The 25,262-nt window shown below is 64.4% G+C and carries 22 protein-coding genes; 10 read left to right on the plus strand and 12 right to left on the minus strand.

Features of this window, described 5'->3' with window-relative positions:
- Positions 1-20: 20 nt before the first annotated feature.
- Both L0U83_RS30230 and L0U83_RS30235 read left to right on the plus strand, forming a co-directional pair.
- The gene (locus L0U83_RS30230; RefSeq protein WP_233887790.1) at positions 21-962 is read left to right on the plus strand and encodes a LysR family transcriptional regulator; all 942 of its coding nucleotides are present in this window, start codon (positions 21-23) and stop codon (positions 960-962) included.
- A 109-nt stretch (positions 963-1,071) separates the two neighbouring features.
- The gene (locus tag L0U83_RS30235) at positions 1,072-2,274 is read left to right on the plus strand and encodes a phytanoyl-CoA dioxygenase family protein (protein WP_233887791.1); all 1,203 of its coding nucleotides are present in this window, start codon (positions 1,072-1,074) and stop codon (positions 2,272-2,274) included.
- Between the two features lie 3 nt (positions 2,275-2,277).
- Here the strand turns inward: L0U83_RS30235 and L0U83_RS30240 are convergent, their stop codons facing one another.
- Positions 2,278-3,171 carry an SDR family oxidoreductase gene (locus L0U83_RS30240; protein ID WP_233887792.1) on the minus strand — a complete coding sequence of 298 codons (894 nt, stop codon included), beginning with the start codon at positions 3,169-3,171 and terminating at the stop codon, positions 2,278-2,280.
- A gap of 80 nt (positions 3,172-3,251) precedes the next feature.
- On the opposite strand from L0U83_RS30240, the gene L0U83_RS30245 reads away from it, so the two are divergent.
- On the plus strand, positions 3,252-4,097 hold the full coding sequence (locus L0U83_RS30245) for a helix-turn-helix transcriptional regulator (RefSeq protein WP_373321132.1): 846 nt from the start codon (positions 3,252-3,254) through the stop codon (positions 4,095-4,097).
- Here the strand turns inward: L0U83_RS30245 and L0U83_RS30250 are convergent.
- From L0U83_RS30250 to L0U83_RS30265, 4 genes are all read right to left on the minus strand, one after another.
- Positions 4,081-4,392, minus strand: a complete 312-nt coding sequence (locus tag L0U83_RS30250) for a CsbD family protein (RefSeq protein WP_233887793.1) — start codon at positions 4,390-4,392, stop codon at positions 4,081-4,083. The genes L0U83_RS30245 and L0U83_RS30250 overlap by 17 nt on opposite strands.
- 262 nt (positions 4,393-4,654) lie before the next feature.
- On the minus strand, positions 4,655-5,620 hold the full coding sequence (locus tag L0U83_RS30255) for a hypothetical protein (RefSeq protein WP_233887794.1): 966 nt from the start codon (positions 5,618-5,620) through the stop codon (positions 4,655-4,657).
- A gap of 140 nt (positions 5,621-5,760) precedes the next feature.
- Positions 5,761-7,467, minus strand: a complete 1,707-nt coding sequence (locus L0U83_RS30260; protein ID WP_233887795.1) for a hybrid sensor histidine kinase/response regulator — start codon at positions 7,465-7,467, stop codon at positions 5,761-5,763.
- A 151-nt stretch (positions 7,468-7,618) separates the two neighbouring features.
- Complete coding sequence (locus tag L0U83_RS30265; protein ID WP_233887943.1) at positions 7,619-8,056, minus strand: LEA/WHy family protein; 438 nt, start codon at positions 8,054-8,056, stop codon at positions 7,619-7,621.
- 345 nt (positions 8,057-8,401) lie between these two features.
- Here L0U83_RS30265 and L0U83_RS30270 point away from each other — a divergent pair, with 345 nt between their 5' ends.
- The 3 genes from L0U83_RS30270 (at position 8,402) to L0U83_RS30280 (ending at position 12,185) form a co-directional block, all read left to right on the plus strand.
- The gene (locus tag L0U83_RS30270; RefSeq protein WP_308445084.1) at positions 8,402-9,532 is read left to right on the plus strand and encodes a GGDEF domain-containing protein; all 1,131 of its coding nucleotides are present in this window, start codon (positions 8,402-8,404) and stop codon (positions 9,530-9,532) included.
- 558 nt (positions 9,533-10,090) lie between these two features.
- On the plus strand, positions 10,091-11,122 hold the full coding sequence (locus L0U83_RS30275) for a GGDEF domain-containing protein (RefSeq protein WP_233887797.1): 1,032 nt from the start codon (positions 10,091-10,093) through the stop codon (positions 11,120-11,122).
- Between the two features lie 283 nt (positions 11,123-11,405).
- On the plus strand, positions 11,406-12,185 hold the full coding sequence (locus L0U83_RS30280; protein WP_233887798.1) for an ABC transporter substrate-binding protein: 780 nt from the start codon (positions 11,406-11,408) through the stop codon (positions 12,183-12,185).
- A 63-nt stretch (positions 12,186-12,248) separates the two neighbouring features.
- On the opposite strand, the gene L0U83_RS30285 is transcribed toward L0U83_RS30280, so the two are convergent.
- Positions 12,249-13,145: an AraC family transcriptional regulator gene (locus L0U83_RS30285; RefSeq protein WP_233887799.1), complete on the minus strand. Its 897-nt coding sequence runs from the start codon at positions 13,143-13,145 to the stop codon at positions 12,249-12,251.
- 154 nt (positions 13,146-13,299) lie between these two features.
- Between L0U83_RS30285 and L0U83_RS30290 the strand changes: the two genes are divergently transcribed.
- The gene (locus L0U83_RS30290) at positions 13,300-14,079 is read left to right on the plus strand and encodes an SDR family NAD(P)-dependent oxidoreductase (RefSeq protein WP_233887800.1); all 780 of its coding nucleotides are present in this window, start codon (positions 13,300-13,302) and stop codon (positions 14,077-14,079) included.
- 9 nt (positions 14,080-14,088) lie between these two features.
- On the opposite strand, the gene L0U83_RS30295 is transcribed toward L0U83_RS30290, so the two are convergent.
- On the minus strand, positions 14,089-14,292 hold the full coding sequence (locus L0U83_RS30295) for a DUF3079 domain-containing protein (protein WP_233887801.1): 204 nt from the start codon (positions 14,290-14,292) through the stop codon (positions 14,089-14,091).
- A gap of 249 nt (positions 14,293-14,541) precedes the next feature.
- On the opposite strand from L0U83_RS30295, the gene L0U83_RS30300 reads away from it, so the two are divergent.
- Both L0U83_RS30300 and L0U83_RS30305 read left to right on the plus strand, forming a co-directional pair.
- Complete coding sequence (locus L0U83_RS30300) at positions 14,542-17,043, plus strand: penicillin acylase family protein (RefSeq protein WP_233887802.1); 2,502 nt, start codon at positions 14,542-14,544, stop codon at positions 17,041-17,043.
- Positions 17,044-17,241: 198 nt separating this feature from the next.
- Positions 17,242-18,798: a methyl-accepting chemotaxis protein gene (locus L0U83_RS30305; RefSeq protein WP_233887803.1), complete on the plus strand. Its 1,557-nt coding sequence runs from the start codon at positions 17,242-17,244 to the stop codon at positions 18,796-18,798.
- 42 nt (positions 18,799-18,840) lie between these two features.
- Here L0U83_RS30305 and L0U83_RS30310 read toward each other — a convergent pair whose 3' ends face one another.
- From L0U83_RS30310 to L0U83_RS30330, 5 genes are all read right to left on the minus strand, one after another.
- The gene (locus L0U83_RS30310; RefSeq protein ID WP_233887804.1) at positions 18,841-19,986 is read right to left on the minus strand and encodes a DSD1 family PLP-dependent enzyme; all 1,146 of its coding nucleotides are present in this window, start codon (positions 19,984-19,986) and stop codon (positions 18,841-18,843) included.
- 184 nt (positions 19,987-20,170) lie between these two features.
- Entirely contained in the window at positions 20,171-20,899 is a 729-nt protein-coding gene (locus L0U83_RS30315; protein WP_233887805.1) for an amino acid ABC transporter ATP-binding protein, read from the minus strand.
- Positions 20,900-20,934: 35 nt separating this feature from the next.
- Entirely contained in the window at positions 20,935-21,594 is a 660-nt protein-coding gene (locus L0U83_RS30320) for an amino acid ABC transporter permease (RefSeq protein WP_233887806.1), read from the minus strand.
- A gap of 93 nt (positions 21,595-21,687) precedes the next feature.
- A complete protein-coding gene (locus L0U83_RS30325) occupies positions 21,688-22,497 on the minus strand; it encodes a transporter substrate-binding domain-containing protein (RefSeq protein WP_233887807.1) in 810 nt (269 codons plus the stop codon).
- 339 nt (positions 22,498-22,836) lie between these two features.
- Positions 22,837-24,429 carry an EAL domain-containing protein gene (locus L0U83_RS30330; protein WP_233887808.1) on the minus strand — a complete coding sequence of 531 codons (1,593 nt, stop codon included), beginning with the start codon at positions 24,427-24,429 and terminating at the stop codon, positions 22,837-22,839.
- Between the two features lie 267 nt (positions 24,430-24,696).
- On the opposite strand from L0U83_RS30330, the gene L0U83_RS30335 reads away from it, so the two are divergent.
- Positions 24,697-25,209 carry a hypothetical protein gene (locus L0U83_RS30335; protein WP_233887809.1) on the plus strand — a complete coding sequence of 171 codons (513 nt, stop codon included), beginning with the start codon at positions 24,697-24,699 and terminating at the stop codon, positions 25,207-25,209.
- The last annotated feature ends 53 nt before the right edge of the window (positions 25,210-25,262 follow it).

A 25,262-nucleotide genomic window follows, 5' to 3' on the forward strand; every position in this document is an offset into this window, starting at 1 on the left:
TTTGACGCGGACTTTCATTCATGGATACGCAGCGAGTCGAGGCACTCTGGACGCATTTGCACTGGCTCAATGTGCTCGCCACCCAGGGCAGCTATACCGCAGCGGCGGCGCGCCTGGGCGTGAGCAAGGCGGCAGTGAGCCAGCGCATTGCCGAACTGGAGCGAGTGGCGGGCGTGCCGCTTGTGCAGCGCACCACGCGTAGCGTGCGCTTCACGGAAGCAGGGCTGCGCCTCGTGGAAGACACGCGTGCGCAGTTCGACAGCATCGCCGCGAGTTTTGCAAGCGTGCGCGAGATGGCCGATGTGGCGCGCGGCACCGTGCGCGTCACCGCGCCCGTGGCCTTCGCGCGCCAGCAACTGGTGCCTCGGCTTGCGCAGTTTTCGCGCGCCCATTCCGAAGTGCGCGTGCAACTGGAGCTTTCCGACCGGCTTACCTCGATTGCGACCGAAGGGTTCGATCTCGCGATCCGCCATAGCGCGCAGGTGCCCGAAACGCACGTGGCCTGGAAGCTGTGCGACACGCGCTCGGTCATCGTCGCCACGCGCACTTACCTCAAGCAGCGCGGCACGCCGCAAACGCCCGCCGATCTCGCGCAGCACGACTGTCTGTTCTATCCACGTGCGCTGGGTGCGGGCGTGTGGTCGTTCGAAAAAGCTGGCCGCCGCGCGGAAGGCGCACGCGAGACGGTAACGGTGAACGGCCCATTCTCGGCGAACAACAGCGAAGCACTGCGCGACGCGGCGCTCGAACATCTCGGCATTGCGCTGCTACCCGACTTCAGCGCGCAGGCGGCGCTGCAGGCGGGCAAGCTTGTGGTGCTGTTGCCCAACTGGCGTCCGGTGGGCGCGTACGCTTCGCAACTGCACGTCGTGCGGCCGTATGGGGCGCAGGTGCCGCGTGCGGTCAAGCACTTTGCGGAATTCCTGCGGCAGACGTTCAAGGATGGGTTTCCGCTGGCGTGACGTGTGCGCGCAGCGACGCATTCGCCTGGCTGATGTGTTTTTGATAGATTTTTGGTATCCACGGCGCCGGCTGCCAACGTTATGCTTGAGTCCAACCGGAGGCACACGCATGAATCAGCACGAGACACCTGTGGCGGATTTGGGGCGGCAATGGTACGCCGAGCGAGAGTGTTCGCTAGACGCATTCGTGAACCGGCTGCGCGACGACGGACGCCCGTTGCGTTTCGCGAGCGATGTGCGGCAGCGCATTCCGGTGTACGACTGCCAGGCACTCCAGACCGTACTTGACGACGCGATGCAGCGCGCACAGTTGCAGGCCGAGTGGGCGTACGTGCTGCGCGACGGCGCTGGCGTGCTGGTGCTCGAACGCGCTTACGCAAACACGCAGCCAGTGGACGACGCGACCGCGGTGTTCGAATCCATCATTCGCGACGAGCGGGAGAAGGGCACGACTGGTGCGGACCATTTTGCGAAGGCAGGCGCGAACGACCGCATCTGGAATGCGCAACAGAAGCTTTGCCTCAGAGCGCCCTCCGTATTTGTGGATTACTTCGCGAACCTGCCGCTCATGGCCATGTGCGAGGCGTGGCTCGGTCCGTGCTATCAGATGACCTCGCAGGTCAACGTCGTGCGTCCTGGCGGCGCGGCGCAAGAAGCGCACCGCGATTATCACCTGGGATTCCAGACTATCGAGGAGGCGCAACGCTATCCGGCGCACGTGCATCACGTATCGCCTTTCCTCACGCTCCAGGGGGCTGTCGCTCACAGCGATATGCCGGTCGAGAGCGGACCGACGAAACTCTTGCCGTACTCGCAGCGCTATGCTGAGGGCTATCTTGCATGGCGGCGTGCTGATTTCCGCGAGTATTTCGAGGCGCATTGCGTGCAGTTGCCGCTCGCAAAGGGCGACGCCATATTCTTCAATCCCGCGCTCTTTCATGCGGCGGGCGCGAACCGTACAGCCGACGTGCAGCGCATGGCGAACCTGCTGCAAGTTTCATCGGCTATGGGTCGCGCAATGGAGGCGCTCGACCGCACGAGCATGTGCGAAGCGATTTATCCCGTGCTGTACGAGCGCCAAAGGAAAGGACGCGCAGGCGCCGCAGTCGAACTCGCGACCGTTGCGGCCATCGCATCCTGCGCGGAGGGCTATCCGTTTCCCACCAATCTCGACCGCGACCCGCCTGTGGGCGGCCTCGCGCCAGAAAGCCAGCAGGCGCTCATGCAGCGCGCGCTGCGCGAGGACTGGGAACCGGGCAGATTCGCCGAGGTGTTGCGCGCGCATGACGCGCGACGCGACCCCGCAACCTGAAGCTCACACCTCGGAGAAGCGTGCTTCATTCAGATCGGCGATGAGCGTCGGGCCGGTCGGGCGCCAGCCGAGCCGCGCCTGGGTGAGCGCGCTCGAAGCGGGCATGTCCATGCCGACGAACATACCCATCCACCCGAAATGCGCGGCCGCGTCCTCCGGTGCGATCGAAACGGCTGGCAGGCCGAGCCCGCGGCCCAGCGCTTCGGCGATTTCGCGGCTGCTCACGCCTTCTTCGCCGACCGCGTGATAGCGCGCGCCGGGCTGCCCTTTTTCCACGGCGAGCCGGTACAGGCGCACGACGTCGGACAAATGGCCGGCCGGCCAGCGGTTCTCACCGTCGCCCACATAGGCGCAAACGCCTTTTTCACGCGCGATCGCGACGAGCGGCGTAATGAGCCCCTGGCGCAGCGGGTTGTGGACCTGCGGCAGCCGCACCGCGCCCACGTTGAGCCCTTGCTCCAGCAGCACTTGCCCGGCCAGTTCAGACGCAATGCGCGGATTGGGGTGGCTCGTATTGAGGACATCTTCGCTAGCCAGCGCGCCGTGCGGGCCGCTGCCGATGCCCGTGCCGGAGGTGATGAGCAACGGTCGATCGGAGCCGGCGAGCGCGGCGCCGAGCGCCGCGATGGCGCGCTTGTCTTTTTCGCAATTCTCGACGAAGCGCGAGAAGTCGTGATCAAAGGCGGTATGGATCACGGCGTCCGCCTGCTCGGCGCCGCTGCGCAGCGTCTGCGGGTCCTCCAGCGTGCCGCGATGCACACGGGCACCTGCGCTGGCGAGCGCCTGTGCGCCCGCCTCGGAGCGGGTCATGCCGATCACCTCGTGACCGGCTTCGATGAGTTCCGGCACGAGCGCCGAGCCAATGAAGCCGGTCGCGCCGGTCAGAAAAATACGCATGGTCATCTCTCCTGGGTCATGACTGGCGTACTATCTCCAAATTCTCTATACCGTTAAAGTAGTGAGTTCATCATATTAAGATGACTAACAGGCTCTCCATGCCGATCCATTCGGCGGGGTCGCTCGGCGACTTCCTGAGGCGTTGCCGCACGCGCCTCGACCCCGCGAGTTTCGGCTTCAGCGGCCGCCGGCGCACGCCGGGGCTGCGTCGCGAAGAAGTCGCGCAGCGCGCCAACATCAGTCCGACCTGGTACACGTGGCTCGAACAGGGGCGCGGCGGCGCGCCTTCGCCGGAGGTGCTCGAGCGCATCTGCAACGCGCTGCTGCTCACCGATCCGGAGCGCGAGCACCTCTTCATGCTGGGGCTCGGGCGGCCGCCCGAAGTGCGCTACAAGCCCGTGGACGGCGTCAATCCGCGGCTGCAACGCCTGCTCGACTCGCTGCGCTTCAGCCCGGCCATCGTCAAGACGGCCACCTGGGAAGTCGTGGCCTGGAATCGCGCCGCCGCCATCGTGCTGACCGACTACGGCAAGCTGCCGCCCGGCCAGCGCAACATTCTGCGCTTCCTGTTCTGCAACCCGGACGTGCGCGCCAAGCAGCACGACTGGGACAGCGTGGCCCGCTTCGTGGTGGGCGCCTTCCGGGCCGACGTTGCGCGCGCTGGCCTCGTTTCGGCAGTGGGTGAACTCGTCGAGGAACTGTGCAGCGTCAGCCCCGAGTTCGACGCCCTGTGGCGCGACAACGAAGTGCTCACGCACGCAGAAGCCGACAACGTCAAGCGCCTGCACCATCCCACGCTCGGGCTGATCGCGCTGGAGCAGTCGGCGTTTTCCGTCGATGGCCGGCCGGACCTCCACATGATCGTCTACAACCCGGTCGATGCCGGGCAGGCCGAGCGGATCAAGACGCTCATCGAGCAGTCGTGACGCCGCTGCGTGCGTCCTGATCTTCCTCGTCTTCAGTTCTGTTGCGGTTCAAGGCCCATGCCGCGCCGAGCGCAAAGCCAATGGCGACGGCGAGTCCGAGCGCCGTCATCGGCTTGTCGGCGACGTTGTCGCGCGTGGCGTCGGCGGCATTGTTCAACGCCTGTTGCGATTTGCCATAGAGGACCCTGGCCTTGCCGGCGAGTCTCATGGCGGGGTCGCCCAGCATGTTGCCGGTCAGATGCTGCGCTTCACCGGCGACCTTGTTCGCGATGGCGTGTGCGTGTCTCGTGTCCATGATTCGTTCTCCTGTGTGTTTATCCAAAAGCCTGGCGTGTCGCGCGATTGACGACGCGCGCGTTCGTGGTGCCGCAAAATCAGTGCCCCGACCAATATCTCAAGCGCGCCGACCGCAAATACGTCGTAACGTCAATGCCAAAAGAGCGCGATGAGAATGATGATCGGAATGGGAACGCCGAGCAGATAAAGAAGTATCGAGCGCATGTCAGCCTCCTGACGGTTCGGAAATTGGCGTCATTGCCGTGTGGATAAAAATCGCCTCAAAACTCGCGCATCCTGCCGCCGATCGTCGCCATAAGACTCGCGGCAAATGCACCCATCAGCAGGGAGATGAAGAGCCACAGCGTGACGTGGACGCTCGCCTTGCGGGCCGTTTCCACCGCGGCGCGCGCGGCGTTTTCCTCGGCTTGCGCCTTCTCCTGCAAGCGCGACCAGGTGGTGGTGACGCGGGCGCGGGCATCTGCCGGCGCGAGCCCCGTTTTTTGCGCCACGATGCGCGCCACGTAGTCGCTGTCGTCGGGCGAAAGCGCCCCGCCGGCAGGCAGGCTGTTGAGGAAGATTCGCGCAATCTCCTGCTTCTGTTGCGCGGTCGCGAAGACCTGGTCCGCGCCCGAGGTGTCCGAAGCGCCTGAAGCTCCGGCAGCGGCGGGTGCCGCAGCGCCTGCGGCCGGGCGCAGCATGCCATCGATCAGATAGCCCATGGGCCAGGTGCTGTAGGCGGCAAGGGCGTTTCCACGGTTGAGCGCGCCGGTGCCGCTCGCCATGCGTTCGGCGCTTTGCGCGCCCACGCTCACGCCCTCGCGCGCCAGCCCCGAAATGGCCGACGTGAGGATAGCGGCGGTGAGGAGCGTGGCGAGTGCCCAGGCAAGAAAGCCGTGCGCGGTGTCGCGAAAGTGCGTCTCGTCGGTGCCGACGCCGGGCCAGTGCCGACGCAGCCGCCCGGCGAGATACCCGCCGAGCCCGGCGGACATCACTTGCGTCACGCAAATCCAGATAATGGCCGCCACGCCGAAGGTTTTGGCGTGCGCGCCGCTGCCGGGCCATGGCGAGAGGGACGAAAGGCCGAGGCCTGTGCCGAGCGTGAGCAGAATGAGGGAAAAGGCGGCCATGCCCACCGCGCCGGCCACGACCGCGCTCCAGGAAACGGCGGCGCGTGCACGTCCATATGGCGGCTCCCCGGCGCGTGCCGTGCCGTATTCAGCCGCAAGTCGATCGATATCTGCCATGGCGCGTCCCCTCGTCGGTCGTGGGCCTGCGCAGCGTAGTGAGCCGGCAGCAGGCGGGTCGAGAGTCGTAGCGCAGGAAGCGTGCCGCGCGCCTGGCGTGCTGGGCGCTGGCGTGGTTGTCAGCGATTTATCAGCGGCTTTTAGGCGCGTGCGGATGCCAGGACGGCGGTAAGCTGGTCAAGGCCGACGGGTTTCGCGAGGTGCCGGTCGAAGCCGGCCTGCGCGCTGCGCAGCGTGTCCTTGTCCTGGGCCCAGCCGGTGAGCGCGACCAGGTACAAGCCGTGCAAGTCCGCCCGCGCGCGCACCCGCCGCGCGAACTGGCAGCCGTCCAGACCCGGCATGTCGAGATCGATGAACGCGATCGCGGGCGCGGTCCGTTCCAGCGAATCGAGCGCCGTTTTTCCATCGTAAAATACGGCACATTCGCAACCGAGTACTTCAAGCAGTTCGCCGAGGCTGTCGGCGGCGTCGCGGTTGTCGTCGACGATCAGCACCTTCTTGCCGTCGAGGTTGGCGGCGGCAGCCGCCGCGCCATTAGGCGCGGCTTGCTCGAAAGCCCGGTCGACAGGCAGTGAAACGACGAAGCGGCTTCCCAGGTTCCTCCCATCGCTCTCTGCCGAGATCGTGCCGCCGTGCAGTTCGACGAGCTTCTTCGACAACGCGAGCCCCACGCCGAGTCCGTCCGTGTGCCGCTCCGGATGCAGACGTCCGAACAACGTGAAGAGCAGGGGCGATTCCTCCTGCGTGAAGCCCATGCCGTTGTCCGCGACCGTCACGACGACGCGTTCCAGGCCGCGTTCCACGGCAATGTCGATGCGGCCGCCTTCAGGCGTGTATTTCGCCGCGTTGTTGAGCAGATTGGCAAAGACCTGGGCGAGCCGCACGTCGTCGCCATGCAGATGCAAAGGCTCAGCCGCCTCGCTCACAGTGAGCGTATGCCGCGCATTCTCGATGGCTGGCCGGCTCAGGTCGAGCGCGGTTTCCAGCACGGTGTGGATATCGATGCGCCGCCTGCGCAGTGCAATGGTGCCGTTGTTGATGCGCGCCACTTCCATCAGGTCGTCGACGAGCCGCACGAGATGGCCGAGCTGGCGGTCGAGCATGTCGAGCACGTGTTTCCCGTCGCGCGGGTCGGGGCTCGCGCGCAGGATCTGCAAGCCGTTGCGGATGGGCGCGAGCGGATTGCGCAGTTCGTGCGCGAGCGTCGCGAGAAAGTGATCCTTCATGCGGTCGACATGTGCGAGCTTCGCTTCGCGCTCGCGCAGCAGCGCCTCGGCTTTCGTGCGCTCGATGAGGCTGGCCGCCTGGCTCGCCAGAATGTCGAAGAGCTGAAGCTGCCGTGCGCCTGGCGCATAAGGCAACGTCCAATGCGTGGAGAGCATGCCGATCAGCTTGCCGTCGCGGGCGCGCAGCGGCGTGGTCTGCATGCTCCGGATGCCGGTCTCGCGGAATACGTCGAGGTCGACCGTGCCGGCGAACTCAGGCCAGGCTTCCGCGTCGGGGACGATCACGCGCTCGCCGCGCGCCCAGGCGGCTCCGCAACTCGTTGTCGAGTCGATATGGACGACGCGCCAGTGTTCGGCCGCGGCCGGCGTAAAGCCGCAATACGCAATGAGGTCGAGCCGCTCGCGCCCGTGCTCGGCACCGGACAACATTTGCAGGCTTGCGAAGTCGGAGCCGAGGAGTTGCCGGGCTGCTTCGACGATACGGCTATACAGTGCTTCCGGCTGATGCTCCACCAGCAGATGCAGCGAGAGTTCGTGCAACGATCGGCTCGCGCACAGATCCTCGTTGAGCAAGGCGATCAGCGTAGCGGGGTCGGTGCTGACCGCCGGGGCCGGGTTCATTAGCGGATCTGCGTCTCGCGTCGTCATCGTGGTTCCGTACGGGGGTGCCCAGTACCGGCAATCGGGCTATTCTATGCGGCTTTGTCGTGTCCGTGTATTGCCGGCCCGTGAATGCAAGCCGCGGCGGCATACCCCTGCGGCGGCCGCGCCGTCACGGGCCGAGCGGGCCCCCGGCCGGCAGCGACAGCTTGCCGTGGTCGACGAAGCGAGTGCCACCGCCTATGCCGCTTGCCAGGCGCCCGCGTACTTCGTAGGGAAAGCTGCCGGCCTGTGCACTGCCCGCAAAGGCGAAAGCCTGGCGCACGGCGGCGAATGCCGGGACGGTCAACGGCACGACGATCACCGCTTCACCGAAGCGCGGCACGACCCCGCTTTGATCGCTTACGCCGCTGGCGAACGATTGACCGTTGAGATCCAGTTGCAGCGACACGCCGCTAAATTCGACCGGCGCGTCGTTGGGATTCTGGACGCGCAGCTTCACATTGAAGCGCATCTCCATGCCTTCGCCCTGTAGCGGCTCGATCCCCGCCACGCTGACGCGCAGCGGGTCTTGACTCAGCCCCGCGCAGCCGCCTAGCCAGAAAACCATCCAAAGCAAGGCGCAGAAGAGTCGAAGTGAGCGGCGGGTGTCAGGTGCTGGCATGGAAGATACCTCGTCCGTAGAGTCCGCAGGGGCCGTTTAGTGTAGCGTCGATCCGTCGAGGGTTCCGTGCAGATGCATGATCCAGGCGAATCCTGCGATACGATATGTCCCGACGCTTATGCGCCATGCGTGACTCGCGAGACCTGCGCGACGCGCGGCTGAAAATATTTTCAATTTGCTTTCACTAATCGAGCGCCGCCCCGCGCGTCCTGACGCTCTTCCTTCGTTGCCCAGCCCGTTCTCATGCTCAGCGCCTTCGCACTATTCGGGATCTTGATCGTATCCTGCCTGATGAGCGTCGCCATCCTGGGTTCGCTGATTCGAACCGCCCTGCCGGGCGTGGGCCGATGGTGTCTGGGCTATGCGCTGCTGGCCGCGGCTTCCACCTGGGTCGTGGTCTCGGGGCCGCGCGCTGGCGGCATCACGATCGTCGGCGCTTCGATCGCGACCTTGAGCGCCGTGGTGCTGCTCGTGCAGGGCACGCGTCAGTTCTTCGGCGAGCGTGCCGTGTGGGTCGCGGAATCCGCGGCGCTTGTCGCGATATGTGCCGCGATCGTGTATTTCACGTGGGTGTCGCCCAATGTCGACGCGAGGGGCGTGCTCATGTCGCTGGGCCTGATCTATGGGCGGCTCGCGGTGGGGACATTGGCGCTTCGGCACGCCTCGCGGGACGGCACGCGCTACGCATGCTGGCTCATCGCCGTGGCCGCCGGGACCGGTGCGCTCGTTTATGTCGCGCGAATTGGCGCGATTGTCTTCGGCGCCGCGCCGTCACTTTCGTTTGTGCAGCCGTCGCCCTGGAACGTGGCGCTGCTCGGGCTCGCGATCCTCACGTCGCCCTGCGTGGCGATCGGCATGGTGATGCTCGCTCACGACCGGCTCCTTGGAAGAATGGAAAAGCTCGCGACGATCGACGAACTGACGGGCGCACTCACGCGCCGTGCGTTCATCGCCCGCGCGCAAGTCCTGCTTTCGCAGGCGCGGGAGAAGGGCGATCCCTTGTCGATCGCGATTCTCGACATCGACAACTTCAAGGCCATCAACGATGGCTTTGGCCACGCGGTGGGCGATCGCATCCTCACGCACGTCGCCTCGGTCGTCGCCGGCCAGTTGAGGTCGTGCGATCTGTTCGGACGGCTGGGCGGCGAAGAGTTCGCGATCCTGTTCGCCTACGCCCAAAAGCACGACGCAGCGACGTTGACGAATACGCTGAGGCTTGCCGTCGAGCGTTCGTCCGCTGAAGGCGTGCGCTGCACGCTCAGCGCAGGCGTTGGCAAGTTCGTGCCGGCCGATACGCTGGAGAGCGCGATGGTGCGGGCCGACGCTGCGCTCTATGTGGCGAAGGCGGCGGGACGCAATCGCGTCATCATGACCTCGGATGCTGAAGAAGGCGAAGCGCGCTACCTTGCCGAATCCCGTTGATTCACGCTGAATAAATGCTTGCCCGTTAAATTTATTCCAGGGAAAATCCGCGCTGACGAAACCCGCATCGACGCTGGCTTCGTGCGACCCGGCGCGTCGTACCGGGCAGGTCAATCATTTCACGGGCAATGGCGTCCGCAACGGTGGTCATGCCGGATAACTGCCCATGTTCAAGCGCATTCTTTTCGAACTCGCCCGTGTGTTCGTTCCCGCCGGGCAAAACCCCGATTCGCCCGCGCTGATCGACCTCTCATGCAGCGCTTTCGATGCGCCGGCCATCGAGCCGGAAAGCGTTTTGTCCCGATTGCGCGACTGTGCGGGCATGCGTGCGGCCCGCTCGCGCCGCCGCGTATGGAGGCTTCGCGCAGTTCGCCGCGGAGTTCGCCCCATCGTTCGTCCAGTGCCGCGCCTCTAATGCGCCAATGCGCTCGCCCGTAATCAGGGATAAAGCGGCGTGGATTCGTCATAAAAAACCTGCTACTGTAATTCGCACAAAATCCGGCTGGAAGGACCGGTTGCCAAAACAGGGTTTCAATTGATTTACGGTGAATCGCCAATATGGATGAATTGCTTGAGCGCCTTTCCCAGAAGGTTGTCGCGGCCGAGAATCTGGAAGGTCTCGTGCGGCCGCTTCTCGAGATGCTTGGAATATTGACCGGACTTGAGTCGACCTACCTGACATCGGTCGACTTCAGTCGCGAGGTGCAGACCGTCCTCTATTCGCGCAACGACGGCAACATGCAGATCATCGAGGGCCTGCAGGTTCAGTGGTTCGACACCTTGTGCAAGCGCAGTCTGGAAAGCGGGCGGCGCGTGGTCAGCAACGTCAGGGATATTTGGGGCGATTCGCGCGCGGCCTCCGAACTCGGGATCTGCACCTATGCCAGCGCGCCGGTCTGCGCGGAAGGTGGCGCCGTCATCGGTACGCTATGCGGCATTAGCCGTGAGAGCCGCGAAGTTAGCGCGCGGGCGCGCGGCGCGCTGAACGTCTTTGCAAAACTGATCTCGGCGCATATCGAGCGCGAGCGGCTCATCGAACAACTCACGCTCGCCAACGAGCATCTCGCAGAACGCGCACTGATCGACGACATGACGGAACTGGCGAACCGTCGCGCGCTGTATGAGGAACTCGGCCGCTTGATGGCGCACGCCGCGTCGGACGGGTCCTATGTCGTGGTCTGCATGATCGACCTGGACGGCTTCAAGGAACTCAACGATCAACGCGGCCACGTGGTGGGCGACCAATTTCTGCAAGCGTGCGCCGGGCGCCTGCTGGCAGCAACTTCCGATCGAGGTCTGCTTGCGCGCATTGGCGGCGACGAGTTTGCGTTCGTTGCAGCGGGGCCGGCCGATTACGAACAGGCGGCGAGCCTCGCCGAAAGCATCGCGAGCCATGTTTCCGCAGTGACGGCGGGGGAATACACCTTGCCGAACATGCGTCTGCGTTACGAGGGGGCGACAGCCGGATGCGTCGCGGTTCGCTTCGTCGGCGCCCAGCAGGCGCTCGACCAGGCGGACCATGAGATGTACCGCGTCAAGCGCTTGCGGCGCGCGGCTCGCGCAGGCAAGAGCAACTGGACGTTCAGATAAACCGCCTTCATTCCTCTTTCACGAGTTTAGGGGTCTTCCCTGCCATGACAGCGCTCTGGCCCGGCTCGTCCTGAGTCTCTCCCAGGGTTCTCCCGCGCCATAGGTGTTTTCGCCTGTTTTTGACGACTCGACGCGAGTATTCTGGACTGCTACCTTGCCCGGCGCAGGTGAACCCGCAGCGTCGACCGCGCTTGCGGCGCGCGCCGCTGGGGAACGTCCCGCAACCATGCGGGCGGAGCCCATGTCTTGACCACCCTGTCTATCCAGAACCGAGGGAGATCCCATGAAAAAGTTGTTTGCAGCCGTGTCAATTGCCTTGATCTCCGCGACGGCCAGCGCCGGAGCCTATGCGGCGGACACCATTCGCTTTGGCGTCGATGCGAGCTATCCGCCGTTTGAATCGAAAGCACCGGACGGCAAACTGGTCGGTTTCGACATCGATCTCGGCAACGAGATCTGCCACCGTCTGAATGCGCAATGCGTCTGGATCGAAAACGACTTCGACGGCATGATCCCGGCGCTCAAGGCGCGCAAGTTCGACGGCGTGCTCTCGTCGATGTCGATGACGCCCGCGCGTAAAGAGCAGATCGCGTTCTCGGACAAACTGTTCAACACGCCGACGCGCCTCGTCGCCAAGACCGGCTCGGGCATCAAGCCGACCGCGGAATCGCTCAAGGGTAAGCGCGTGGGTGTGGAGCAGGGCACGATTCAGGAGGCCTACGCAAAGGCGCATTGGGCAACGGCTGGCGTCGAGGTCGTGCCTTACCAGAACCAGGACCAGGTCTACCAGGATCTGCTGGCCGGCCGCGTGGACGCGGCGCTGCAAGACGCCGTGCAGGCGGACGTGGGCTTCCTGAAGACGCCGCGCGGCCAGGGCTACAGCTTCGCGGGCGGCGACCTGGATGATCCGGCCACGCTCGGCAACGGCGCCGGCATCGGCCTGCGCAAGGAAGACACCGCGCTCAAGACGAAGATCGACGGCGCGATTGCCGGCATCATCAAGGACGGCACGTACAAGAAGATCGAGAAGAAGTACTTCGACTTCGACGTGTATGGCAAGTGACGTTTAATCAATGACGCGCGCACGGCGCGAAAGCGGACGCATCGCTTTCGCGCCGCGTGCAACCTATGCGGCCTCGCGCATTGCCTTCGCCTGGGTCGAGTCTTTTTTCGGTGGAGCGCCAAACATCCGCGTGTATTCCCGGCTGAACTGCGAGGCGCTTTCGTATCCCACTTCGAATGCGGCGGCCTGTACGCTCATCGACAATGAGAGCAGCAGCCTGCGGGCTTCCAGCAGCCGCAGTTGTTTCTGGTATTGAAGGGGCGGCAGCCCCGTCAGCGCCTTGAACTGGCGATGGAACGCCGACGCGCTGAGCTGGGCGAGCGCCGCCAGGTCTTCCACCCGCACGGGCTCGGCAAACCGCTCCCGCAAATTTTCTACCGCGCGCAGCAGACTGTGAGAAGGGCTTTCGGTCGACGCGAGCCGCGCGATTTCAGATCCATTCGGACCCCTTAGCAGCCAGTAGCATATCTCGCGCATGAGCATGGGGTACAGCATGCCGATCGCGTCGGGCGTATCCAGCAGGCGCACGGCGCGCAGCGCGCAATCGGCAAGCGGGCCATCAAAGTTTGCGACGAACACGCCACGGCTTGCGTCTGCCGCCGGCACGGGCGTAGGCGACATCTCTTTCGCTACGGCGCGCAGCGTGGCCAGGTCCAATTCGAGAATCAGAACCAGGCAAGGTTTGTCCGGGCTCGCTTCGAACACGCGGCCCCGCGACGGCGTTTCCACGCCGACCACGAGCGCTTGACCGGCCCGGTATTCCAGTTGCGCCCCACCAAAACTGGCCCATTTGGCGCCTTGAGCGACGATGCACAAAGCTGGGCGCGCCGAACGAAACGTGGGCGGTGCGGGGTGGTCGGAGCGCAGAACGAGCAGTCCGTCGGCAGCGGTGCTGTATGGGCTCGTGCCTGGCTGCGTTTGCGTATAGCGCAGCAGGGCGGCGGCCAGTTCGTTCGTCATGGCGAGTCGATCAGGAACGCGCGATGGAAAGTGCGCGTCGGCCCATCTTAGTCAGCGAAGCAGGATTAGGCAAGAATCGGGCAGGTTCGGGTATTCACTCGGCGGCGGCGACAGGCGGAGAATCGAGGCCATCCAAACTAGCGAGAGGTGCCAGATGGCAACGAACAACGGCGGTCAGCCGGGCCCGAAAATCGCGGTGATCACCGGAGGCAGTCGCGGCATTGGCCGCGACACCGTCCTGCGGCTGGCAAGCCGCGGCGTCCACACGGTTTTCACTTACAACACCAATCGAACCGAGGCAGATAAGGTCTGTGCGCAGGTCGCTGAAGCGGGCGGCCGGGCGATTGCCCTGCAATTGAACATGGCGACTTCGGGCGCGTTCGACGACTTCGTCGCGCGCCTGCGAGAAGCACTCGAAACGCTGAACGCCGAGGGCTTCGATTATCTGGTGAACAACGCCGGTACCTCTTCGACAGCCACGCTTGCGGCCGGCACCGAAGCGGAACTCGATGCGCAGTTCGCAGTGCACTTCAAGGGCCCGTTTCTGCTGACCCAAAAGCTGCTGCCGCTCATTCATGACGGCGGCCGGATTGTGAACATCTCCTCGGGCCTTGCGCGCTTCGCGTTTCCGGGCCGCGCGATTTATGGCCCGATGAAGGCGGCCGTCGAAGCGCTCACTCGCTATATGGCGCTCGAACTCGCGCCGCGCCGGATCGCGGTCAACGTCGTGGCGCCAGGCGCCATTGCGACCGACTTTAGCGGCGGCATCGTGCGGGACAATCCGGAGGTCAACAAAGCCGTGGCGGAACATACCGCGCTCGGCCGCGCGGGGTTGCCGACTGACGTGGGGCCCGTTATCGCGGGTTTATTGTCGGATGACTTTGGCTGGGTGAACGCGCAGCGCATCGAGGTGGCTGGCGGCATTCATATTTGATCTCTCCGGTCACGGCGTGACGCTTTTGCCGGACGCGTCGACTTCGATGCCCCAGTCGCCCTGTTCGAGCCAGTCGTCGCCGAGCAGTTCGGCCGGATGCTGCGTGCGGCTCTGGCCGTTGCCGCATCGCATGTCGTCGGCTGGGCAGTAGTGGTCGCATCCCCAGCACAGGCGTTCGGGGTGCTGTGGGTGAATCGGAAACTTCTTTGCCATGATGTCGCCCCTGTGCGATTTCGGACGCAACGCAATGGCAAGATTGTCGTCCTTCCGCGACACGGTGGCAGATGGCAGAGTGTCGCGCCCACGAAGCACGGGAGGCGATGATGCGAACGAAAGGTGCAGCGCTGTTCGCGCGCGCAGTTGCCGAAGGTTGCCACAGCATCATGCTATGGTCGTACGGCGTCCGGCCCATCCGGTCGCAGCGCCAGGAAGCGCTAGACAAAACGACCCGCATGCTCCGCCATGACCCGTTCGAGCCTTTCCCCGCCAAAGCGGCGCCGCGCGTGGCCGCTCATTGTGTTGTGTGCCGTCGTCATCGTCGCGGCTGCGGTGGTGCTCGCGGGCTGGCTGACGTTACGCGGCAGCTTGCCGCAACTGGACGGCACGCGTGCCGCGCCGGTCGCGGCACCGGTGACGATCGGGCGCGACGCGCTTGGCGTGCCGACGGTACAGGGCAGCACGCGTGGCGACGTCGCGTATGCGAGCGGCTTCCTTCACGCGCAAGACCGTTTCTTCCAGATGGATTTGCTGCGGCGGGTCGCCGCTGGCGAGATGGCGGCGCTCATCGGACCAGCGGCGTTGCCGCTGGACCGCCGCGACCGGCCCTTGCGCTTTCGCGAGCACGCACAAATTGCGCTCGCCGCGCTCTCCGCCGACCAGCGGCAACTGATCGAACGCTATACGGCGGGCGTCAACGACGGCCTGCGCTCGCTTCGCGCGCGGCCGTTCGAATACTGGTTGTTGCGCACGCAACCGGCGCCGTGGCGTCCCGAGGACACAGTGCTCGCCGTCTATGCGATGTACTTCGATCTTCAGTACGACCAGGTGAGGCGCGTGCTCTCGCGCGCGGCGCTGCGCGAGCGCGTCCCGGACGATCTGCTTGCGTTTCTGCTGCCCGAGACGAGCCACTGGGACGCCCCGCTCGACGGGCAGCGCGCATTGCCGCGGCCGCCGGCGGCGCTGCCCGCCGCGCCGCCATCATGGCTCCCGGCAACGCAATCCGCCGCTGATGTCGAACCGGACGCCACAGCGCTTCCCGGCAGCCTGCCCGGTTTCGTGGGCGGCGAGAGCGCGCTCGATTCGATGGTCGGCAGCAACGGTTTCGCGGTCGACGGCGCGCATAGCGCACACGGCGGCGCGCTGCTCGCAAGTGACATGCATCTCGGCCTGTCGCTGCCGAACGTCTGGTACCGCATCTCGCTCGTCTATCCCGCGCCCGATGGCGGCGAGCGGCGTATCACGGGCGTCAGCTTGCCGGGTACGCCGTCGGTGGTGGCCGGCAGCAATGGCCATATCGCGTGGGGCTTTACGAACAGCTATGGGCGCTTCGTCGATCTGGTCGAACTTCAACGCGATCCGGCCGATCCATTGCGCTACCGGGTGCCGGGCGGTGGCTGGGAGAAGGCGCGGCTGATCCACGAGCGCCTGGACGTGAACGGCGGCGCGAGCGTCGATCTGCCGGTCGTGCAAACGCGCTGGGGGCCGCAACTCGTTGCCGGAGAGCACGCGTATGCGGTGCACTGGGTCGCGCAAGATCCCCAGGCGACCAACATGAACTTCATGCGGCTCGAAGGCGCCACGAACGTCACCGACGCGTTGCGCGCCGCGCAGACCTTCGGCTTGCCGACGCAGAACTTCATGGTGGCCGACGCGCAAGGCCATATTGGCTGGACGCTCGCCGGGCCGCTGCCACGCTTCGCGGATGCCGGCGGCGATGCGGCAGCGCTCGCGAGCCTGCCGTACCGCTCCGAAACGTATGCCGGTTGGCAAGGGTACCTCCCGCCCGACGCGTATCCGGTACGCATCGATCCGCCGGGTGGCCGCATCTGGACCGCGAACAACCGTACCCTGCCGCTCGCGGACGTGGCGCGCATCGGCGACGCCGGCACGGATCTCGGCGCGCGCGCAACGCAGATCCGCGACGACCTGCTCGCGCTGCCGCATGCGAGCGAGCGCGACCTGCTCGCGGTGCAGACCGACGACCGCGCGTTCTGGATCGCGTACTGGCGACGCGTCGCGCTGGACGCGCTCGATGCGCGCGCACTCGACGGCCATCCCAAACGCGCCGAATTCCAGCGCCTGGTTCAAGCGTGGGATGGGCGCGCCGATGTGGATGCAGTCGGCTACCGGCTGGTGCGCGCGTTCTATGACTCGCTCTACGATACATGGTTCGGTGTACTGGACAAGCAGATGGCCGCGATTGCGCCGGACCTTGGCTATCGCGCGGCGAACTCGCGTTACGAAGCGACAATGGAGACACTCGCCGACCATCACGCCTGGATACCGGGCGGTTTCGCGGACTGGCGCGCGTTCATGCTGGAGCGCATCGACCACACGATCGCTCGTGTGCCTATGGGCACAACAGGCACGAAGCTCGAAGACTGGCGCTGGGGCGAGCGCAACCGATCGGCAATTGCGCATCCGTTCGCGCGCATGGTCCCCGCGTGGCTGCCTTGGGTTCGCGACTGGCTCAGCGCGCCGCATGACCCGCTGCCGGGCGACATTAATATGCCGCGCGTGCAGACGCCGGTGTTTGGCGCGTCCGAGCGTTTTGCGGTGTCGCCCGGGCGCGAGCAGGACGGCATCTTCGAGATGCCGGGCGGGCAGTCTGGCAACCCCATGTCGCCGTATTTTCTTGCGGGACATGAAACATGGGTGCATGGCGTCGCGGCACCGTTCGTGCCGGGCGCAGCCGTGCACACGCTCAGGCTCATACCGGCTGGCGCGCAGCAGGCTGGCAACTGAGGCCCACAGGTGAAATATCTGTCTCTGCCCGCTGGCTAGCAGAAGTCCGTTCACGACGCCAGAAGCGCTGGCTGATTCTCCCTATATCCGTTCCCGGCCTACCCTTGGTGGGGGTGATTGAGTCAAGCTTGCCGCGCTCGCGTCGAGACATGCTCTCGCCGTAAGCGACATAACAAGGAATCGAATAAGGGGACAGCCATGAAGTGGCTCGATCGCATGACGGTGTTCAACAAGTTGCTGACAGCGTTCGCCGTTGTGATCACATTTGCGGTGGCCGTCGGTGTTGCCGGCGTTTCGTCGCTGGCGTCGATGCACGATATCGCCGATGAAATCTGCAACCGGCACATGAGCGGCCAGTTCTGGCTGGAGGAAGCGGCCCGCAGCAAGCTGAGCACGGATCTCGACGCCGCGAATCTGGGCTACGCCGATGAAGCGGGACGCAATCGTTTGAAGGAAGACATCGTCGCGCAACTCAAGCGCATGCATGAATCGCTGGAGCGCTACGCTGGTGCAGGCGTGTCGGCTGGCGACCGCTCCCGCTATGACGACGTGCTCAGGAAAACCTCCGCATGGGAGGCGATCGTGCATCAGCAGATCGGTTTCGAGCCCGTGCCCGCAGGCGTGGACAACGCCGAACTCGTGCGCCGCGCGATTGCGGCGAGCGTGGCGTTGGGCGACAGCGTGGCCGCGCTGATCGATTCGCTGCAACGCGAGGCGAAAAACGCGCAGACCGAAGCCACGGTGCAGTTCCAGCACATGCGCACCCTCATCATGGCGATTCTGCTCGGGGCGGTCGTGACCGGCGCGCTGCTAGCGTGGTTGATTGCGCAACGGCTTTCACGCCAGCTGGGCTGCGAGCCGGCTCGCGCCATGGAAATTGCAGGCCGTATCGCGGCCGGCGATCTTTCGGTATCCATACAAATGCGTGCCGGCGATTCGAGCAGCCTGCTACATGCGCTCTTCAAGATGCGTGAGCAGCTCTCGGGCATCGTCGCCAACATTCATGAATCAAGCGGCTCCATCCTTCTCGCTGCCCGCGAAATCTCGCAAGGCAACACGGACCTCTCGCAACGCACCGAAGAGCAGGCGGCATCGCTCGGCGAAACCGCGACGAGCATGGAGCAACTGACCTCGACTGTGCGGCAGAACGCCGGGAGCGCGCGACAAGTGGGCGGCCTCGCCCGCGGTGCTTCGGAAGTTGCGGCGCGCGGCAGCGAACTGGTGAGCGAAGTGGCGCGGACGATGGGCGCGGTGGCGCAGGACGCGAAGCGCATGACCGATATCATCGCGACGATTGAAAAAATCGCGTTCCAGACCAACATTCTTGCGCTCAACGCCGCCGTCGAATCGGCGCGCGCCGGCGAGCAAGGGCGTGGCTTCGCGGTCGTGGCGGGCGAGGTGCGCGCACTCGCGCAGCGCAGCGCGGCTTCGGCGCGGGAGATCAAGGAGCTGATCGAAGCGTCGACGGCGGGCGTCGCAAACGGCGCAACGTTGGCGCAGCGCGCAGGCTCGACGATGGTCGAAGTGACGGCGGCGGTGCAGCGCGTCACGGACATCATGGCCGAGATCGTCGCTGCCTCGGGCGAGCAGAGCACGGGTATCGAGCAGGTCAATCGCGCCGTTGCGCAAATGGACCAGGTCACGCAGCAAAACGCGGCCCTCGTCGAGCAAGCAGCCGCCGCTGCAAGCTCGATGGCCGATCAGGCGGCGCAGTTGCAGCAGGCCGTTTCGGTATTCAGGTTCGCGGGCGCGTGAAGTGAGAGCCGATGCCGTAGCCGTGCCTGCGGCATTGGAACATCATCGGGAAAGACCGCGCGCGTCGATCGGCCAGATCGCTTCCACGCGATCGCCCCTGAAGCAGACGTACTGATCGTAGAGATTCACGGTCGGGTCGCAGTGCCCCGGCGTCACGAGGATGCGCTGCCCGAGGAGGTGTGAAGTACCGGCATCCGGCGAGCCGATTATCTGCAGTTTGCCATGCTCGTCATTGGCCGCGATGTAGGCGAGCGGCGGACCTTCGGACGCAGCCCATGTCACCGCCCGCGGAAGCCCGGCGTCGACGGCCAGCCCCTTCAGGCCAACATCGCAGACCACCATGCCAGGGCGGGTCGCGCTCATGATCGTGGATAGCACGAACAGGCTGTTGCGCGGCCGTACGGCGCCATGCCAGGCGATGCCGCCATATTCGCCGTCCATGATCGCATAGGAGCCTGGCTGCACCTCAGTGTAAACGCCGCTGGCAACGTCGAATTCAAACGTGCCAGTGCCGCCGCCGGTCACGCGCGTGCAACGCACGCCACGCGCCTGAAGCGCGCGTACGAACGCGCCAGCGCGCTCTGCCGCGCGACTGGCCGTCTCCTTGCGCGCCACCCAATCGGCAATATGCTGCGCCCCGCCGTGGTAGCCCTGCAGTCCTGCGAAGCGCAGGCTCGCGTGCATGGCGATGGCGTCGACGAGTTCGAACAGGGCATCGTGCGATGTGACGCCGCAGCGGTTCTGACCGACATCGATCTCGGGCAGCACGTCAATCGTGACTCCCGCCGACGTCGCCGCCTGGCCGAGTGCGTTCACCTGCGCTACGGCGTCCACACAAACGCTCAGTTGTACGTACGAGGCGAGTTCTGTGGCCATCAAGAGCTTGTCCTCGCCGACAAACTCATTGGTGACGTGGATGTCACGCACGCCGGCAGCGGCAAACGGATACGCTTCGCTCAGCTTCTGGCAGCAGATACCCGCGGCGCCGGCTTCGACTTGCTGAAGGGCGATGGCGCTGCTCTTGTGAGCCTTGGCGTGCGGCCGCAAGGCGACGCCATGGTCGGCGACGAATGCCGCTGTGTCGCGCAAGTTTGCTTCAAATGCGTCGAGATCGATCAGGAGCGAAGGGGTGCCGACCGTCGCAAGCCGGTCGCCGACGAGGGCGGGGGCAGGGGGAGTGAGAGTCATCAAGGCTCCGTTCAGGATATGCAGCCACGCCGTGCTTGCGCAAATGCAGGTGCGGGTATCGGAAGGCGCGCGACGCCACTACGGTGCGCGCTCGCCAATGCTGCGCCAGTATTGCACACTGCGTGGCCGGCCCCGGCGGCGCGTCCTGTTTTCTGACTGCGAGGAGGGCGTCGCGAGAATGCGATCAATGAGGCAGCACGCGCATGAGAAAGTCCTTCGCGCGCTCCGACTGCGGATTGTCGAAAAACGCCTCTTTGCCGGCATCCTCGACGATGAACCCCTTGTCCATGAACAGCACCCGATGGGCGACTTTCTTTGCGAAGCCCATTTCGTGCGTCACGCACATCATCGTCATGCCTTCCTGGGCGAGTTCGATCATCACGTCGAGCACCTCGTTGATCATCTCGGGGTCCAGTGCCGAGGTGGGCTCGTCGAACAGCATGGCGATGGGGTCCATCGAAAGCGCCCGTGCAATCGCCACGCGCTGCTGCTGTCCGCCCGACAATTGACCCGGAAACTTGTCGGCATGCGCGCGCAGGCCCACACGGTCGAGCAGCTTCAGTCCCTTTTGCGTCGCCTCGTCCTTGCCGCGCTTGAGCACCTTGGTCTGCGCGAGCGTCAGGTTTTGCGTGATCGACAGATGGGGAAACAGCTCGAAATGCTGGAACACCATGCCAACCCTCGCGCGCAGCTTTGGGAGATTCGTGCGCTGGTCGCCAACCGACTCGCCGCCGACGATGATCTCGCCTTGCTGGAACGGCTCCAGGCCGTTCACGGTCTTGATCAAGGTCGATTTGCCGGATCCGGATGGGCCGCACACGACGACGACCTCACCCTTGCTCACTTCGGTCGAGCAGCCGCTCAGAACCTGGAACGGCCCATACCACTTCGACACGTCTTTCAGTGTAATCATCGAGATTCCTTGTGATGCGCGCCTGACCTGCTTGCTCAACGCACGTGCGCCAGGGCGAGCCGCCGTTCGACATGCCGCTGGACCCACGACATCGCGGTACTCAGCAGCCAGTAGATTGCCGCCGCGCTCAAATACAGCGGCAACGGCTGGAACGTGGAAGCGATGACTTCCTGCGCGGCGCGAAGCATCTCGGTCACGGTGATCACGGAGACGAGCGAGGTATCCTTGATCAGGCTGATCAAGGTATTGCCAAGGCTCGGCACGGCGATCCTCAAGGCCTGCGGGCAGATGACGTACCGCAGCGTCTGCAGATGGTTGAGGCCGAGACTATGCGCCGCGCCCCATTGGCCCTGGCTGATGCCGAGAATCGCACCACGCATGCTTTCGGAGAGATAGGCCCCGGCATTGGCCGTCAAGGCGAGAATGCCGGCGCTGGTCGGATCGAGCGAGATGCCGAGATCCGGCAGGCCGTAGTACACGACAAAAATTTGCACCAGCAGCGGCGTACCTCGCATGAGGCTGACATAGCCGCGGGCGACGCCTGCGATGAGCGGCTGGCCGCTGATGCCCATGATCGCCACGACGATTCCGACCAGCAAGCCGAGGACCGAAGAGGCGAGCGCGAACTTCAGGGTAACGATGGCTCCCATGAGAAGAACGGGCAGCGCTTGAATGACGAGGTCGATGGGTGTCATGCGATGAAGTGCCGTGCGGGTGTGCCGCCCGGGCCGGAACCCGGGCGGCTCGACAGGTGATGAGGAGACAGGGTGACTGCCGCTTATTGCAGACTACTGCGAAACGGGTTGCGTGACATCCGTGCCGAACCAGTGCATAGAGATCTTTTTCAGCGTGCCGTCCTGCTTCATCGCACTCAGGGCGCCGTTGACCGCCTTCTCGAACTCGGGATTGCCTTTCTTGAACGGAATGCCCATTTCCTGCTCGCCGCCCTTGAGGACCGAACCGGCCCGCAAGGGAAGGCTCGAGGTCTTGATGATGTACGGCAGCATGAGGCGGTCGTCGAGCGTCGCGTCGATCCGGCCTGCCGCGAGGTCGCGCAGCTTCTCGGGGGCGCCTGGATAGGTCTGCACATTGATCCCCGAAACGGCGCGAGCCATCTGGTCGTAGTTCGTGCCGAGTGTCACGCCGATCTTCTTGTCGCCGCCGAATTCCTTGAGCGAGTTGAAATCGCGTTTGTCGTTGGCCCGCTGAATCAACTGTGCTGCCGAGAAGGTGTAGGGCTGGCTGAAATCGAGTGCCTGCTGGCGCTGCGGAGTGATGGTGACCTGGTTGACGATGACGTCGAACTTGCCGGCTTGCAGGCCGGCGAGAATGCCGCTCCACTCCGTGGGGACAAATTCCGGCTTGACGCCCAGTCTGGTTGCGAGCGCTTTGGCGACATCCACATCGAAGCCTTCGAGTTCCCCGGCCGCGTTGCGGTAGTCGAACGGCGGATAGGTTCCCTCCAGACCGACGCGCAGCACACCGTTCGTTTTGACCGTGTCGAGCAGGTCCTGAGCGTGGGCGGCCGCGCCCACGAAGCTGAATGCAGCCGCAATGACCGCGCTGCGCAAAAACGGGCTGACCGAGCGTTTGAACATCGTCGTCTCCTCCATGGGGTTGTGGTGTTCGTTCAACTGTATGTGATTGGTCAACTATTAGACGAATGTGGGCGCATTCCATGAATTGCCAGAATTCGTCATGGTGAGATGCGCGTTGGATTCGGCGTTAACCCAGCATAGCCGTGCGTGATATGCGTGGGAGTTGGTGTTTGAGAATCCTACGAGGGCGCAGAGAGAATTTTTTTCCAAAAATGCGCCGGTGTATCCCCTGGCATCGAGAATAAAATTCTCTCGCAGCCGCGAAGGATGCATACATCAATATAGTTGAGATGTCAACTGAAGTGAATCGAAGAGGAGGTCGATGCGTGAGCGCGTGGCTTAAATCGCCGGCATGCTGTTCGCCTCGCGCGGCGCGCGATGCTTGCCAAGCCATTTCGCGAGATCGCTGGCGGACATCGCCTTCGCGAAGTACCAGCCCTGGCCATACTGCACGCCTTTATTACGCAGCCACGTCACCTGCGCTCCCGACTCCACACCCTCGGCGACGATTTGCAGGCCCAGTTCATGGGCCATCGAAATGATGTGCGGCGCGACGATGCTCGATGCGGTATCCTGGACAATCGTATCGACAAACGACTTGTCGATCTTCAGGACGTCGATCTCGAAGGTCTGCAAATACGAGAGACTCGAGTAGCCGGTGCCGAAATCGTCGATATAGATGGGATGACCGGCGGCCCGGAATGCCGCAATGACACTGCGCGTGGCTTCCGCATTCATGAAGCTGCGCTCCGTCGCCTCGATACGGATTTGCGCGGGCGCGATGCCTGTGCCATTGAGCGACGCGGTAAGAAGGTTCAGAAAGCGCAAGCTCTGCAGATCCTCACTGCTCACGTTGATCGAAACATAAAACGAGGGATTGGCGGTGAGCAATTTGCCGAGTTGCGCGATGGTCTTTTCGAGGACGAGATCGGTCAACGGCTGAATGAGGTGGTTGTCTTCGGCCACGCGCACGAAAACCTCGGGCGAAACGGCGTGCCCGTTCAGCGTCCATCGCACCAGCGCTTCGACGCCGGCACACTGGTTGTCTGCGAGACTCACGATGGGCTGGAAAACCACGTCGATCCTGCGCCGGGAAATGGCCCAGTTCAGCGTTGCGGGAAACGAGAGTTGCCGCGAAACGCGCTTGTAGGCGAGCCAGCCCAGCGCGGCGCCCGCGAACACGCCGATGGTCAGCCACGAGGCGAGCAGCTTGGGCCAGTCGCCCGCGACGCTGCTGCGCGGTGACTTCACCACGATGCCAAGCGAGCGCGTAGACGAGCGAGCGACTGCGTAATTCCAGTCATCGCTCTTTACGTTACCGCCATGCTTCCACGCATCGAGCATGTCGTCCGGATCCGCGCCGGTCGAGACGGCGAGCAGCCGCCCCGTCGAAATCAGGACCACGGCGATGGGGCGTCTCGCCGGATCGATGAGATCGACGTACGAGCCCGGGTCGATGGAGACGTAGTGGCCATTGCGGCCAATCTGAATGTCCTTGCGGACGTCGCTTAGCGGGCTCTTCTGCTCGAACCACACCAGGTAGCCGTCGTTGCTGCGATAGTCGGGCGGCGGCAGCGTGAGATCCTTGCTGCGCACGTCGCCAAGCAGCGGAGAGCAGAGATAGTGCCCGTCGGCGTAGGTGCCGGCATCCTGGACATACCGGTAGTTGTAGATGACGCGCGCGGCCTGTTCGAGGTTGGACGGCGAACAAGGCGCGCCCGGTTCCCGGTCGAGGTCCGAAAGGGCGGCGAGGGCCTGGTACGTGACGAGGTCCGTGCGCATGACCGCCTTCTCGGCGAACTCACTCAGCTCGGCACGGTCGCGCCGCTGGACGTCCTTGTTCGCGACGTAAAGACTCGTGAAAACGGGGCCGAGGGTGGCGACGCACCCAAGGGCGACCGAAGCCGCAATCAGCGTGATGCGCTTGATCATTCCGCACCCCGGCGTATGAAACGTTAGGGAACGAATCACAGACTGGACGCGCGCGTGCGGCCGCGCCTCCGATATTCTGGAGCCCGAACATCAGTCCAAAGCATACACTCCGACGCTTCGTTTTCAACGGGAAACGCGTGGGCAGCGCTTCTGCGCCGCCACCACAGATGGCTTGCCGGTAGGACCATGGTCCGATTGTCCGCATCCGCCACGCCCGGCATGATCAGCACGTGTTGCTCGCCAGATTCGCTGCTCAGGGGGGCGTGAATGCGGACGCTGTCCAACATCGTGAAGCGCGCGTGGCTTGCCGCCGCGGTGGCGCTCGTGGCTGGCTGCGCCCAGCCGTGGCAAAGCGTTCAGCCAGGCGCTGACCCGTCCGTGTTGATCGCGCGTCTTGGGCCGCCGCGCGAAACCTATAACCTGCCGGACGGCGGCAAACGGCTCATGTGGCCGACCCAGCCGATGGGGTCGACGAACACCGTTGCCGACATCGACGCGAGCGGCAAGATTGTGAGCGTGCGCCAGGTCATGCAGGAGAGCGAGTTCTATCGCGCGAGAGTCAACGAGTGGACACGTGACGATGTGCTGATCAATTTCGGCCGGCCCGCGGAGACTGCCTACTTTTCGCGCATGCAGCGGGAAGTCTGGTCCTACCGCTACATCGAGAACAACATCGACTATATGATGTTCCACTTCTACTTCGACGATCAGGGCATCTTGCGGCTCACGCAAAAGACGCCTGATCCGATGCGCGACCGGAACCTGAGGCGCGGGTTCTAGGGCGCGCTCAATTCCAGTTTCGCTCCACAGGCGTGCGCCGCACGGAGGCGTGA

It is taken from the genome of Paraburkholderia flagellata (assembly GCF_021390645.1).
In the GTDB taxonomy this organism is placed as follows: Bacteria; Pseudomonadota; Gammaproteobacteria; order Burkholderiales; family Burkholderiaceae; genus Paraburkholderia; species Paraburkholderia flagellata.